This is a genomic window from Pseudomonas sp. GM80, assembly GCF_000282515.1.
Lineage (GTDB): Bacteria > Pseudomonadota > Gammaproteobacteria > Pseudomonadales > Pseudomonadaceae > Aquipseudomonas.
Genome location: NZ_AKJD01000116.1, coordinates 1 through 14,187, shown reverse-complemented (window position 1 = coordinate 14,187; position 14,187 = coordinate 1). Strand labels below are relative to the sequence as shown.

Annotated in this window: 10 protein-coding genes; 3 read left to right on the top strand and 7 right to left on the bottom strand. The window is 58.9% G+C overall.

Annotated elements, in window-relative coordinates; translation table 11 throughout:
- Both PMI37_RS18765 and PMI37_RS18760 read left to right on the top strand, forming a co-directional pair.
- Positions 1–4,293 (top strand): RHS repeat-associated core domain-containing protein (locus PMI37_RS18765; RefSeq protein WP_008083723.1); only part of this gene is annotated, 4,293 nt, incomplete at its 5' end.
- Complete coding sequence (locus tag PMI37_RS18760; RefSeq protein ID WP_045123193.1) at positions 4,293–4,652, top strand: hypothetical protein; 360 nt, start codon at positions 4,293–4,295, stop codon at positions 4,650–4,652. The genes PMI37_RS18765 and PMI37_RS18760, both read left to right, overlap by 1 nt.
- A gap of 88 nt (positions 4,653–4,740) precedes the next feature.
- Here the strand turns inward: PMI37_RS18760 and PMI37_RS18755 are convergent, their stop codons facing one another.
- Complete coding sequence (locus PMI37_RS18755) at positions 4,741–6,531, bottom strand: bifunctional diguanylate cyclase/phosphodiesterase (RefSeq protein ID WP_008083721.1); 1,791 nt, start codon at positions 6,529–6,531, stop codon at positions 4,741–4,743.
- Between the two features lie 134 nt (positions 6,532–6,665).
- Positions 6,666–8,750 carry a carboxy terminal-processing peptidase gene (locus PMI37_RS18750; protein ID WP_008083718.1) on the bottom strand — a complete coding sequence of 695 codons (2,085 nt, stop codon included), beginning with the start codon at positions 8,748–8,750 and terminating at the stop codon, positions 6,666–6,668.
- A 138-nt stretch (positions 8,751–8,888) separates the two neighbouring features.
- Between PMI37_RS18750 and PMI37_RS18745 the strand changes: the two genes are divergently transcribed.
- Positions 8,889–9,851, top strand: a complete 963-nt coding sequence (locus PMI37_RS18745; RefSeq protein WP_008083715.1) for a zinc-binding dehydrogenase — start codon at positions 8,889–8,891, stop codon at positions 9,849–9,851.
- Positions 9,852–9,947: 96 nt separating this feature from the next.
- Here the strand turns inward: PMI37_RS18745 and PMI37_RS18740 are convergent, their stop codons facing one another.
- From PMI37_RS18740 to PMI37_RS18720, 5 genes are all read right to left on the bottom strand, one after another.
- Entirely contained in the window at positions 9,948–10,601 is a 654-nt protein-coding gene (locus PMI37_RS18740; protein WP_008083714.1) for an HAD family hydrolase, read from the bottom strand.
- A 111-nt stretch (positions 10,602–10,712) separates the two neighbouring features.
- On the bottom strand, positions 10,713–11,702 hold the full coding sequence (locus PMI37_RS18735; protein WP_008083712.1) for an ABC transporter ATP-binding protein: 990 nt from the start codon (positions 11,700–11,702) through the stop codon (positions 10,713–10,715).
- On the bottom strand, positions 11,699–12,499 hold the full coding sequence (locus PMI37_RS18730) for an ABC transporter permease (protein WP_008083711.1): 801 nt from the start codon (positions 12,497–12,499) through the stop codon (positions 11,699–11,701). Before PMI37_RS18730 ends, PMI37_RS18735 begins: the two co-directional genes overlap by 4 nt.
- Entirely contained in the window at positions 12,486–13,322 is an 837-nt protein-coding gene (locus tag PMI37_RS18725; RefSeq protein WP_162130782.1) for an ABC transporter permease, read from the bottom strand. The genes PMI37_RS18730 and PMI37_RS18725 overlap by 14 nt, the downstream gene beginning before the upstream one ends.
- A gap of 5 nt (positions 13,323–13,327) precedes the next feature.
- Positions 13,328–14,134 carry an alkaline phosphatase family protein gene (locus PMI37_RS18720; RefSeq protein ID WP_008083708.1) on the bottom strand — a complete coding sequence of 269 codons (807 nt, stop codon included), beginning with the start codon at positions 14,132–14,134 and terminating at the stop codon, positions 13,328–13,330.
- Positions 14,135–14,187: the final 53 nt, after the last annotated feature.

Below are 14,187 nucleotides of genomic sequence, written 5' to 3'. Positions count from 1 at the left end.
AGCGAGTGGCAGGGGTTCAAGCCACAGTGGTCGCAGTCGGTGGCGACGGCGGCGGGCAACGGCATGTTGGCCGGCAGTTGGGCGGCGATCGAAGGCGTCTGGGACAGCATTGCCATGCTCTCGGACATCCTCAAGGACCCCGGAGCGTTTGCCGAGCGGTTGGGTGAGGGGGCCGCGCAACTGAAGACGCTGGCAGAAACCGCTCCCGATCTCATGGAAAAGCTGCAGCTACTGGTCAGCGATGAAGCAGCACTGTGCCTGCTGTTACGCACCGCGAGCCTCTGGCTGGAAATGTTGCCCCCCGGTGACATCAGCGGCCAGACCGCTGAAGCGGTCTCGATGGTCGTGGTGCAGGTGTTGATCGATGTGCTGATTGGCGTGGTCTTGACGTTCGTCGGGGCGGGCGCGGGAATCGCCTATCTGACACTGCGCCTGGCGCAGCGCGCCGGGCAATTGTTGTCGGCCGTGATGCGTCTGGTGAAGGCGATGTTTGCCATCGTCGAAGGGTTCATCAAATACGTCGAAAAATACAAAACCGTTGCCGCTCGAGGCATTGCTGCCGGGGTGAAAAAAGGTCGCATGCAGTTGCGCTGGGATGCCCGGCGCAATACCTCGTTGAAGAAAGACGAGCCTCACGACGACGCGCCGGATCAGGCGAAAAATCCCAACGGTGACAGTGCTGACTGTGCGCCGGCGACCTGCACCAACGGTTGCCCGGTGTCGATGGTCACCGGTGAAGAGCTACTGACGCTGACTGATGGCGTGCTTGATGGACGATTGCCGTTCGAGTTCACCCGGTTGTACCGCAGCAGTGCAGTCGAGATCGATGTTGGGCTGGGGTTTGGCTGGAGCCATTCGCTGGCGCATCGGTTGCTGTTCGAAGGCGATGGGGTTGTCTGGGTTGACCATGAAAACCGCCGTACGCGGTTTCCGTTGCCGAGTGTTTCGCGTCCGGCGATTCACAACAGCCTGTCGCGGGCAGCGATCTTTCTCGGGGATGAGCCGGAGGAATTGATCCTCGCCCTCGCCGGGGAAAAATCGCAGTTCTATCACTTTCGTGCCGGGCGGCTGACAGCCATCAGTGACGCGTACGACAACCGTCTGCGCATTGCCCGAGATCGTCAGGAGCGCATCAGCCGCCTCGACAATGGCGCGGGTCGGGCACTGCGCTTGCGCTACGACCGCGCGCAGTTGATTGCTGTCGACTTCCAGAGCTTCCGCCCTGCGAAAAGTGTAGAGGAGGCCTGGCACACCGAGCAGACGCTGGTCAGCTACCGCTACGACGCGCTGCAGCGCTTGATCGAAGCCACCAACGCCGTCGGCGAAAGCGAACGCTACGACTACGACGACGCCCACGTGATCCTGCAGCGGCAACTGAGCGGCGGCGCGAGTTTCTTCTGGGAATGGGAACGCGCCGGTAAGGCCGCGCGTTGCGTGCGCCACTGGGCATCGTTTTCGCAGATGAATACGCGGTACGTCTGGGATGACGATGCCAGCGTCACGGTGCATTACGTCGACGGCACCGAAGAGGTTTACGTCCACGACGACCGTGCGCGGCTGGTGCGCAAGGTCGAGGCCAACGGTGGCGAACACCTCAAGGCCTACGACGACTCAGGGCGTCTGGTGGCCGAGCAGGATCCGCTCGGCGCTGTCACTGAATATCGCTACGACGAAATCGGACGGCTGATTGCGCTGATTCCGCCGGAGGACGCGCCCACGTCCTACGAATATCGCAACGGTTTCCTGCACAAGCGTTCCCGAGGCGACGCGACCTGGACCTACCGGCGCAACGCCGAGGGTGATGTCACCGAAGCGGTCGACCCTGACGGTCAGGTCACCCATTATTACTACGACACGCACGGACAACTGCTATCGATCCGCTACCCGGACGCCAGTCGGCATCGCTGGATCTGGAATGACCTTGGCCAGTTGACTGAGGAGACTCTGCCCGGCGGCGGTGTGCGGCGCTTTTCCTACGATGCGCTGGGGCGGCGGACGACCACGGTTGATGAGCATGGCGCCGTAACCCGTCAGCAGTGGGACGCCGTTGGCCGACTTCTTCAGACGACTTTTCCTACCGGTGCCACTCGCGCCTATAGCTACGGCAGCTACGGCCAGGTTACTGCCGAGCGTGATGAACTCGGTCACATCACCCGGTATGAATACGACGATGAGCTGCACCTGGTCTCTCGGCGGATCAACCCCGACGGCACGCGGGTGCAGTACCGCTACGACCATGCGCAACTGCTGCTCACCGAGATCGAAAACGAGTCCGGCGAGCGATACCTGCTGGACTACACGCCAACCGGGCTGATCCGAGAGGAAACCGGCTTTGACGGCCAACGTACCGCGTATGCCTATGACCTCAACGGGCACCTGCTGGAGAAGACCGAGTTTGGCGACGACGGCTCACAGTTAGTCACCGCCTATAAACGCGATGCTGCCGGGCGTCTTCTGGTCAAAACCCTGCCCGACGGCATCAAGGTTTTTTATCAATACGACCGCCTCGGCCGCCTCGTCAGCGTCGATGACGGCCAGAACCACCCGTTGGCCTTCGAGTACGACCGTCAGGATCGGCTGGTTACCGAGCATCAGGGCTGGGGCACTTTGCGGTATGCCTATGATGCCTGCGGTCAGCTCAAACGCATGCGCCTGCCGGACAACAGCAAGCTCGACTATCACCATGCCAAGGGCGGCGCGCTCACCGGTATCGACCTCAACGGCGCGCAACTGACCAAGCACCAATACGAGTGCGGTCGTGAACAGCAGCGTCAGCAGGGATTGCTGCACAGTCATTATCACTATGACGAACAGGGTCGCCTGCAGGCTCATGCGGTCAATCAGCAAACCCGCGCGTTGTACCTGCGCCACTACAGCTACGCGGTCAACGGCAACCTGGCGAGCATCGCCGACAGCCGTCATGGCCAGCGCAGCTATTACTACGACGCGCTCGACCGCCTGATCCGCGTCCGCCATTCGCGCGACGAACTGCCGGAAAGCTTCGCCCACGACCCGGCCGGCAACCTGCTGACACAGGATGGCACCGGCCCGAGCCGGATCAAAGGCAACCGCCTGCTGATGCAGGGCGACCGCCACTACGACTACGACGCCTTCGGCAACCTGATCCGCGAACGCCGTGGCAGCGCGCACAAACTGGTCACCGAATACCGCTACGACTGTCAGCACCGCCTGATCGGCCTGACCCGCCCGGACGGCAAAACCGCGTCCTACCAATACGACGCCTTCGGCCGCCGCATCCGCAAAACCGTCGACGGCGTCACCACCGAGTTCTTCTGGCAAGGCGACCACCTCGTCGCCGAAAGCAGCCCCAACGAATACCGCAGCTACGTCTACGAACCCGGCACCTTCCGCCCGCTGGCCATGCTCGACGGCAAAGGCCCGAAAAAAGCCTGCCCGTTTTATTACCAACTCGATCACCTCGGCACGCCGCTGGAGCTGACCGATTACAGCGGGGAAATCGTTTGGTCGGCGCAGTACGACGCGTACGGCAAGGTCGCGGCGCTGACCCTGGCGGCCGAGGACTACCTCGATCAACCGTTGCGGTTTCAGGGGCAGTATTTCGATGGGGAAAGTGGGCTGCATTACAACCGGCACCGGTACTACGACCCGAGGTTGGGCCGGTATCTGACGCCGGATCCGGTGAAGCTGGCGGGTGGGATTAATCAGTATCAGTACACGCCGAATCCGACGGGGTGGGTTGATCCGTTGGGGTTGAGTTCCAATTGTCCTCCGCCGAATAGGCCGGGTTGTGCGGTGCCGGGTGGGACTGGTGGGGTAAAGGTTGATGAGGGGGAGCCTGCGCTGCCGAGAATGACGGCGCAGGAACGAAGAGCGAGGATTGATGAGTTGGCGGAGGAGAACGCTTATCGGCGTTTGGATGAAATGGAGAAGGCCACACAAGGCGCACACTTCTTAGAGAAGCATGGCAAACAGACCACGCTGGCTTCTCAGCAAGAACGTTCAATGACGGGAAGAAACCCAACAACTGGGCAAATTGAGGTTTACACCAACGGAAGACGAACTGGGCAACCAAAGATACCCAGTGCGGCTACCCATTTTTTTAGTCATCGAGACCAATTGAACGCCATACATCGTGCTCAACTTATTTTTAGGCGAAATGGGCAAGTAGCGTCAACGGAGCCGATGAATATGGGTAAGGTTGTTGGTGAAGGCTACCAAAGGGGAGGGGTGGTTTACGGACAGCAGACACATGCGGTAGTAATCCTTAATCGAAACGCTGAGCCTATAACTTCTTATACGGAATTTATGTAATGAAACGTAAGCCTGAATATTTTGTTTTGCGTGGTCTTCTCTTTATATTTGATATAGATAATGTTCACGACGATGCTCGTGAAAAAATAATTGTATCTAAAAATGTAAATGATCAAGAGGAGCTTGCAGAGTTATTTGATGTTCTTCTGAGGCCTGAATTTCTTTCTTATAGCATTCAGGAGCGCGAATGGTGTATTGAGACCCTGAGGCACTACTTGAATGTTGGTGATGATTTTGATGCGGTTTTTACAAAAATTACGACTTACTTTAATGATGATGTAGATGATCAATGTCAATTCATGCAGGTTCTCTTGCATTGTTTGTTGAAATATCAAGTCGAAGATTCAGCGTTAGATTAAGGCTCGAAACCATTAGAATTTTGGCTCGTAGACCTGCGTATTTGCGAACAACTCTGCTACCGCAGGAATTTACTTTGTTTAGGGGGAATCACCGTTGTCCGATTAGCTGCGGTGAATGGAGGTCGTGAGAGGTGAAGCTATCGAGTAGATGAATGCTATACCCCGGAACATTCTTCGCATGATGCTTCGCCTGCGAAGCCATCTCCGCAAGTTGGCTCGCGTCGAGGTGCGCGCAGGCTTCGGGATGTAGGTGCACTACGCCAATGGACAGCGACAGCAGCGGAAACTCCTGCCGCACTCCCTGACGATTCGGCGCAATAAAGCATCCAGCCTCAAGGTGTTCAGGCCGATAGAAGCGGCGACATTGGCTCTGGAAATCGTCGAGCAATTGATTGAGGCGTTTGCGCCAGTCTTCGGGGCCGAGGACTAACAGGAAGTCGTCGCCGCCGATGTGACCGACGAAGTCGCGCGTGGGATCGACACGTTCGTTGAGACATTGCGCCAGACACAACAACACTTCATCGCCGCGACCGTAGCCGTAGATGTCGTTGAAAGGCTTGAAGCTATCGATGTCGACATAGCAAATGACCGACTCGCGCCCTTGCTGCAGCAACCGCGTCAGGCATTGCTGAATCGGCACATTACCCGGCAACAAGGTCAACGGATTAGCGTAGCGCGCCTGTTGAATTTTCAGTTCGGTAATCAGCTTGAGCACATCGATCACCCGGCCCAGGCCGAGGTAGCCGCCGTTGAGGGTGATGATGAAGTCTTCCTCAATACGTTGCCGAGCGCGGCTGGTGATGAGGCGGCTGACCTGTTGCAGCGACTGGCTCATTTCCACCGCGAGGAAATCGTCGTTCATCAGGCGGCTGATCGGTTTGCGCGCGAACAGATCGGTGGCGAAGGGTTTGAGCAGGGCGTCCGACAATGAGTGGCGGTGGACGATGCCGCAAGGCTGACCTTGTTCGTCGAGCACGGCCAACGAGTTGAGGTTGGCCTGGCGGCGGAAGGCTTCCAGCACCGTGGCGGTCGGTGTGTCGCGATGTACCGCCGGTTGGTCGTTGAGCAGGGCGCTGAGGTCGCTGCCTTCGTCGTTCAGCGCAACGCTGCTGCTGTCGTGTTTGGGCATCAAGGCGCGGGCATCGCGCGGTGGGTGTTCCTGCGGGCGACCGAGCAGGTAGCCCTGCACCAGATCCACGCCCATTTCGGTGAGTACCGCGAGTTCTTCGGGCAGTTCGATGCCTTCGGCGATGACCTGAGCGCGCGAGGCTTTGGCGATTTGCAGGATCGAGCCGACGAATTCGCGCTTCAACGCATCCTGATGAATGCCGTCGATGAAATGCCGATCGATCTTCACGTAGTCCGGTCGCAGTTCCGACCACAGGCGCAAGCTCGAATAGCCGGCACCGAGATCATCCAGCGCAATGGAAAAACCCATGGCCCGATAGTGATGCAGCGCAGTTTGCAGCAGCTGAAAGTCGTCGATCGGCGTCTGTTCGGTCAGTTCGATGACGACCTGACTCGGTGGAATGCCGAAATCCTGCAACAGTTGCAGCGTGCGTCCCGGTTGATGGGCGGCTTCAAGCAAGGATTCTGGCGAGACGTTGAGAAACAGCTTGCCCGGCAATTGCTGCTCATTGAAGCGGCGGCAAGCGCTTTGCCGGCAGGCAATTTCCAGCTCGCTCAGGCGCCCGGCCTGACGCGCCACGGCGAACAGTGCGATGGGCGAGTGCAATGGGCTGTTGGAAGGGCCGCGAGTGAGGGCTTCGTAGCCGAGGATGCGTCGTTCGGAGAGACTGATGATCGGCTGGAACAGGCTGTGCAATCCGCTTTGAGTCAGGATCGAGCTCAAGGCACTCAGCTGTTCGGTCGTGGTCATGGCAATCTCTGGCGATAAAAAAAGGACTGGGAGCGCTCTCGATGAAGAGAGTGGCTCCCAGTCCTTTATTGCACGACAGAATGATGACTGTTTGATGACGATCCGGGGATCGTCAGCATTAAATTGCCATCACCTTACTTCTTGGCCACCTGATTGCTCAGCTTCAGGTAGTCCAGCAGCACACGCCCGGTTTCGCTCAGATAAGCATCGTCTTCTGGCTTGACCTTGTCCGGGTCGGCAGCCGCGAGGGCGTCTTCGTCTTCTTTCTTCAGCTCTTTGAGCGGCTCTTCGCCTTTGGCCTTGCGACGGATGTTTTCCATCGTCAGTTGCTTGGCGTCGATGTCGGCGTGCTGGGCACGGCGTTCGGCTTCGTTGAGGCTGACGGTTTTTTCTTCCATCAGTTTCTGCGCCAGAGCCAGCTTGTCACGGATGAACACGAACTCGGCATCTTTCGCGGTGCGAGTGTCATGCTCGGACTTGAGCTGAGCCAGGTACGGCTTGAACGGATCGGCCGCCGGTTTGATCGCCGCGCGGATGGTGTCCCACGGCATGGCTTCCGGCAGAGCGCTTTCGCCAATTTCCTTGGTGTCGATCAGCGACGGGTAGTCGATGTCCGGCAACACGCCCTGATGCTGGGTGCTCTGACCGGAAACCCGGTAGAACTTGGCCAGTGTCAGTTTCAGTTCGCCATGGTTCAGCGGCTGAATGGTCTGCACGGTGCCTTTGCCGAAGGTCTGGCCACCGATGATCAGCGCGCGGTGGTAGTCCTGCATGGCGCCGGCGAAAATCTCCGAAGCCGAGGCGGACAAGCGGTTGACCAGCAGCGCCATCGGGCCTTTGTAGAACGCACCCGGGTTTTCATCTTCCAGCACGTCGACACGGCCGTCGGCATTACGCACGAGTACGGTCGGGCCCTTGTCGATGAACAGACTGGTCAACTCTGTGGCTTCCTGCAGGGAGCCGCCGCCGTTATTGCGCAGGTCGATGACCACGCCGTCGACTTTGTCTTTCTGCAGTTCGGTCAGCAGTTTCTTGACGTCACGCGTGGTGCTCTTGTAGTCCGGATCACCGGCACGGAACGCCTTGAAGTCGAGGTAGAAGGCCGGAATCTCGATAACGCCGAGCTTGTAGTCCTTGCCGTCCTGTTTCAGGTTGAGGATGGACTTCTTCACGGCCTGGTCTTCGAGCTTCACCGCTTCACGGGTGATCGGCACGATCTTGGTGGTCTGGTCGTTCGGTGCATTGCTCGCCGGAATGACCTCCAGGCGCACCACGGTGCCTTTCGGCCCACGGATCAGCTTGACCACTTCGTCCAGACGCCAGCCGACCACGTCGACCATCTCTTTGTTGCCTTGGGCAACGCCGATGATCTTGTCGGCCGGGGCCACTTGCTTGGTCTTGTCGGCCGGGCCTGCCGGCACCAGACGCACGACTTTCACCTGGTCGTTATCGCTCTGCAACACGGCACCGATGCCCTCGAGGGACAGGCTCATGTTGATGTCGAAGTTTTCCGCGTTATCCGGCGACAGATAGTTGGTGTGCGGGTCGTACGACATGGCGAAGGTGTTGATGTACGCCTGGAAGATGTCTTCCGGACGGGTCTGGTCCAGACGCGCCAACTGGTTCTTGTAGCGTTTGGTCAGGGTTTCCTGAATCTGCTTCGGCTCTTTGCCAGCGATCTTCATCCGCAGCACTTCGTCCTTGACGCGTTTGCGCCAGAGGTCATCGAGTTCTGCGGTGGATTTGAGCCAAGGGGCGTCCTTGCGATCGATCAGCAAAGTCTCCTTGGTGTTGAAGTCCATCTTGTCGACGCCTTTGTTCAGCTCGGCAAGGGCGAAGTCCAGACGCGCCTTGACGCGGTCCAGATAGCGCTTGTAGATGGTGAACCCGGCGTTGAGGTCGCCGCTTTTGAGGAAGTCGTCGAACTGGGTCTTCCACTTGTCGAATTCGGCGATGTCGCTGGCCATGAAATAGCTGCGCGACGGATCCAGCAGCTTGATGTAGCTGTCGTAGATAATCACCGAGCGCGCATCGTCGAGCGGCGGCTTGCTGTAGTGGTGACGCTTGAGCAACTCGACGACGTTCAGACTGGCGATGACTTCATCGCGATCAGGCTGCAACTTGTCCCAGCTGTTGGCTGCGAATGTACTGCCCGATACCGGCAACAGGCCGATACCGATGAAAAGAGCGAGGGCGGTGCTGGGGAGCAAATGCTTCATGCTGATTCGACGCGGGGACAATTGATAACGCATATTAGGCCGTCTTTGAAGTCGCCGGTTCTACGAGAGCCGGTCGCATAATGCAAAAAGCCCGGCGCTACAGCTTCGGGCTCAGTCCAGACTCACTATGGAGGCACTGTGAAGGCATTGCAAGGCGTTGAAGGTCAAGTGGCATGGGTTGAGGAGCCGAGTCCTACGTGCGATGTAGGACAAGTTCGCATCCGAGTGGCGGCAGCCGGCCTCAATCGCGCCGATTTATTACAGAAAGCAGGGCTTTATCCACCACCGCCGGGTGCCAGCCCAGTGCTCGGTCTTGAGTGCTCCGGGGTGATCAGCGAGGTCGGCGCGGGCAGTTCGTGGCAGGTCGGCGATCGGGTTTGCGCCTTGCTGGCCGGGGGCGGGATGGCCGAAGAGGTGGTGGTCGACGGACGGCATGTGCTGCCGGTTCCCGAAGGCGTCTCGCTGATCGAGGCGGCGGCATTGCCCGAGGTTTATGCAACAGTCTGGTTGAATGTGTTTCAACTTGCGGCGCTCAAACCGGGTGAGAAAGTTCTCTTGCACGCTGGCGCAAGTGGAATCGGTTCAGCCGCCATTCAGTTGTGCAAGGCGTTCGGCAATCCGTGTTGGGTCAGCGTCGGTTCTGCCGAGCGTTTGGCCTACTGCGAGGCGTTGGGCGCGCAGGGCGGGGTGGTGCGCAGCGATGATCTGGAGAGCCTGCGCGATTTCGGCCCGTTCGATGTGATCCTCGATCCGGTCGGCGGCAATTATTCGGCGCTGAATCTCAAGCTGATGGCGCTGGATGGGCGTTGGGTGCTGATCGGCCTGATGGGCGGTCGCGAGGCCAAGCTGGATCTGGCGCAGGTGTTGGGGAAGCGCGTGCAGTTGCTGGGCTCGACATTGCGCAGCCGTGATGATCAGTTCAAGGCGGATCTGTTGAGTGATCTGGGGCAGCAGGTGTGGCCGTTGTTTGCTGAGGGGCGGTTGAGTCCGCAGTTGGCCAGGGCATTCCCGGTGAAGGATGCCGAAGCGGCGTTTGCCGAGCTGGCGAGCAATACGGTGGCGGGGAAACTGGTGTTGGTGATTGACGAAAGCTTCACCTGATACAAGAGCAAGGTCAAAAGATCGCAGCCTTCGGCAGCTCCTACAGGGGAATGCATTTCAAATGTAGGAGCTGCCGAAGGCTGCGATCTTTTGCGTTTATTTCCAGAGATGGATCGGCCAGCCGGCTTTTTCGGCATGCTCAAGCAGCACGGGATCTGGGTTGACCACGTGCGGGAAATCCACCTTCAACAACAACGGCAGATCATTGCGTGAGTCGGAATAGAAACTCGCGCCTTCCAGGTTTTCCTCTTCAGCATCCAGCCATTCCAGCAAGCGGGTGATCTTGCCTTCGCGGTAGGTCAGGGTGCCAACGGTGTGGCCGCTGTACACGCCATGCGCGACTTCCAGTTCGATACCGAGAATTTCATCGATGCCCAGTCGGTCGGCAATCGGTCTGACCAAGTGCGTGCCCGACGCCGAAATCACCAGAATCCGGTCGCCGGCCTTGCGGTGGGCGGCGATGGTTTTCGTCGCGTCACTGAAGATGATCGGCTCGATGAAATCTTCCACCCACGGACCGACCAGGTGCTCGACTTCTTCCGGGGTACGCCCGATCAGTGGTTCGAGGCTGAACTCCATGTACTCTTCCATGCGCAATTTGCCATGGCTGTAGGCGTCCATCAGCTCGTTGTTCTTGCGCATGAACGACTCGGGATCGACCCAGCCCAGGCGCCCCATCTGCTCGCTCCAGAGGGTGGCGCAGTCGCCGTGGATCAACGTTTCGTCCAGATCAAAAATTGCCAGGGCCATCAGTTCTCTCCGAGAACAGCTGCGAGCTACAAGCTTCGAGCTGCAAGAATTGGAATCAGCTACGCCGCAGTCTACAACTTGAAGCTTGTAGCTCGAAGCTTGCAGCTGCTTTTAAGCGACTTCACACAGGGCCGTCGGATCGATGGAAAGTGCCAGACGCTGACCATCGGGATGCAGATCAGCCGCCGAGCGATTGAGCACATCCACCACCAATTCCACGCCGCGCGCTTCGATGCGATAGCGAATGACATTGCCTAGCAGGCTATGGCTGCGGATCTGCGCGTCGAGCTCGCCGTTGAGGCTCAGTTCGATGGCTTCCGGGCGAATGGCGACGCGATGATTGATCGGGCGTTGCAACAGCTTCGACGCGTCTTCGGCGTCGAGCAGGTTGTAGTTGCCGATGAAGCCTGCTGCGAACACGTCCACTGGCGCGGTGTACAGGGTTTCGGCGTCGCCGCTCTGTACGATTTTTCCCTGATTCATCAGGAAAATGCGATCAGACATGGTCAGCGCTTCTTCCTGGTCGTGTGTGACGAAGATTGTGGTCAGGCCGAGTTCACGCTGGATCTGGCGGATCTGTTCGCGCAGGTGTTTGCGAATCCGTGCATCGAGTGCCGACAGCGGTTCATCGAGCAGCAGCAAACGTGGACGTGTGACCAGTGAGCGGGCGAGGGCGACACGCTGACATTGACCGCCTGACAACTGATGCGGATAACGACTGGCGAAGTCGTTCAGTTCCACCAGTTTCAACACTTCCGACACGCGTTTATGACTGTCGTCGGCGTTGACCTTTTGCATGCGCAAACCGAAAGCGACGTTCTGCTCGACGGTCATGTTGGGGAACAGCGCGTAGCTCTGGAACACCATGCCGATCCCGCGTTTTTGCGGCGTCAGCGGGACGATGTCGACGCCATCGAGGAGGATCTTGCCGCCATCCACCGGCGTCAGGCCGGCGATGCAGCGCAGCAGGGTGGATTTGCCGCAACCGGACGGGCCGAGCAGGGTGACGAATTCGCCTTTGTTGATTTCGCAGTTGATGTCGCTGAACACCGGGGTGCCCGCGTAATTTTTCTGCAGGTGTTGGACGCTGACATAGCTCATTCGCTTTTGTCCTTGTTCAAGATGTTGGCGATCCAGGTCAGGACCAGCACGAAAAAGAAATACGAGATGACCAGCGCACTGGTGAAATGCCCGCTGCTGTTGCGCATGTTGTTCAGGTAAACCTGCAAGGTTTCGTAGCGCGTGCCGACCAGAATGTTGGCAAAGACGAACTCCCCGAACAGGAACGAGAACGACAGCAGCAACGCGACCATCAGGCCTTTGCGCAGATTGGGCAGCACCACCAGAATCGCTGCCTGAAAGGTGCTGGCGCCGAGCAGTTGCGCAGCGTCCATCAGGTCGCGCAGGTTGATTGCTTGCAGGTTGTTGGTGATCGCCCGGTACATGAACGGCAGGGCCACGGTGAAGTAGCAGCCGATCAGAATCCACGGCGTGCCGACCATCGCCATCGGCCCGGAACCGTAGAGTTGCAACAGACCTACCGATGACACCACCGGCGGCACCGCGAAGGGCAGCAGGATCAGGATGTTCATCAGCGCATCGAGTTTCGGAAAGTGGTAATGCACGACGAACAGCAGCGGCAGAATCAGCACCACCGACAGCACCAGCGCGCCCACGCACACCAATAACGACTGGCCGAAGGCGTGGAGGAACCGTGGATCGCTCCACAACTGGATGTACCACTTGAAGGTGAAGCCGCTGGGCAGAATGGTCGCCGACCAACTGCTGGCGATCGAGTAGACCAGCGTGCCTGCCAGCGGCAGCAAGAGGATCGCGAACAGCAGATAAACCACGACGCGGTGGTAGAGGCCGGCCGGGCCGGATTCAGCGCGAGACATGGTAGCTCCTCTTCAACAGCAGTTGATGCACGACAGTGACGATGGTCATCAGCGCCACCAGCACCACGGCCAAAGCGCTGGCCAGATTCGGGTCGAGGGAAATGTCGCCGGAGACCATCGCCGCGATACGAATCGGCAGGACGTTGAAGTTGCCCGTCGTCAGTGCATACACCGTGGCATAGGCGCCGAGGGCGTTGGCCAGCAGGATCACGAACGTACCCAGCAGCGCTGGCGTCAGCACTGGCAAACCGATGTGCCGCCAGAACTGCCAGCCATTGGCACCGAGCAACGCGGCGGACTCGCGCCAGTCTTCACGCAAGGCGTCGAACGCCGGGTACAGCAGCAGCACGCCAAGCGGAATCTGGAAGTAGGTGTAAAGGATGATCAACCCGGTTTTCGAGTACAGGTTGAAGTCCTGAATGATCCCCGACTGCTTCAGCATGATGGTGATGCTGCCGTTGAAACCGAGCAGGATGATGAAGGCGAAGGCCAGCGGCACGCCGGCAAAGTTGCTGGTCATGTTGGCGAAGGCGTTGACGAAGTTGCGCAGTTTCGAGTCGACCCGGCGCAGGGAATACGCCCCGAGCACGGCAATGATGATGCCGAACACACTCGACCAGAAACTGATCTCCAGGCTGTACTGGATCGCCTGCAAATAGAACTTCGAATTGAAGATCTTGGTGAAGTTTTCGATGCCCCAACCGAACTCTTCCGATTGCAGGCTGTTGATCATCACCCAGACCAGCGGGGCGATTTCGAAAACGATAAAGAACAGCGCGAAGGGCACCAGGCACAGTGCCGCCAGCCATTTGCCGCGAGTCATGGCGTTCACTTGAGCAGCTCCCGGCACACAGGTTTGTCGTGGGGCACGCCGAGCAGTTCGCAGACCGTGCCGCAGATTTCCGTCTGTTTCGGCGCGGCGTCAGCGTTGAGGCTGAACGCGTCGCCGAGGACGAACAGCGGCACCTGGCGTTCTTCCGGCAACAGGCCGTTGTGCGAACGGTCGTTGTTCATGCCGTGGTCGGCGGTCACCAGTATTTGATAGCCGGCGTCGAGCCAGCTCTGCAGATAGTCGGCGAGGATGATGTCGGCCGAGCGCGCACTGTTGCGGTACTGCGAAGAGTCGAGGCCGTGCTTGTGCCCGGCGTCGTCGATGTTCATCGGGTGGATCAGCAGGAAGTTCGGATCGTGGCGCAGGCGCAGGTTTTCCGCGTCGGCGAACAGGTGCGAATCCGGGTAGTGATCGCTCCAGTAGAAATGCCCGTGCTGGATCGGCAGCGACAGATTGTCAGTGTGGCGGTCGCGGGCGGCGACGAAGGGCGAGCGGTTGTACAGCTCGCTGACCCAGTGATACGCCGCGGCGGCGGTTTTCAGACCGGCATCGCGGGCGTAATGATAAATGCTGCGCTGATTGGACAGGCGCGAAACGTTGTTGTGGACGATGCCGCTGTCGATCGGCGGCACGCCGGTGAGGATGCATTCATAAAGCGGTCGGGACAGGGCCGGCAGCTCGCACTCCAACTGGTAGAGCGCGGCGCGTCCTGCGCCAACATAAGCCTGCAGATGCCCCATGGCGTGGCGCGCGACCTCGTAGTTGAGACCGTCGAGCACGACAAGGATGACGTTGTGCTTCATAGGGGCAAAAACTCCGAAAACAAAACTGGAACCAACCCCTGTAGGAGCTGCCG

Bases quoted from the DNA above. Each gene is read 5' to 3' on its own strand.
- PMI37_RS18735 (WP_008083712.1), bottom strand. From the start codon at position 11,702: ATGAGCTATGTCAGCGTCCAACACCTGCAGAAAAATTACGCGGGCACC.
- PMI37_RS18740 (WP_008083714.1), bottom strand. From the start codon at position 10,601: ATGGCCCTGGCAATTTTTGATCTGGACGAAACGTTGATCCACGGCGAC.
- PMI37_RS18760 (WP_045123193.1), top strand. From the start codon at position 4,293: ATGAAACGTAAGCCTGAATATTTTGTTTTGCGTGGTCTTCTCTTTATA.
- PMI37_RS18750 (WP_008083718.1), bottom strand. From the start codon at position 8,750: ATGAAGCATTTGCTCCCCAGCACCGCCCTCGCTCTTTTCATCGGTATC.
- PMI37_RS18720 (WP_008083708.1), bottom strand. From the start codon at position 14,134: ATGAAGCACAACGTCATCCTTGTCGTGCTCGACGGTCTCAACTACGAG.
- PMI37_RS18730 (WP_008083711.1), bottom strand. From the start codon at position 12,499: ATGTCTCGCGCTGAATCCGGCCCGGCCGGCCTCTACCACCGCGTCGTG.
- PMI37_RS18725 (WP_162130782.1), bottom strand. From the start codon at position 13,322: ATGACTCGCGGCAAATGGCTGGCGGCACTGTGCCTGGTGCCCTTCGCG.
- PMI37_RS18755 (WP_008083721.1), bottom strand. From the start codon at position 6,531: ATGACCACGACCGAACAGCTGAGTGCCTTGAGCTCGATCCTGACTCAA.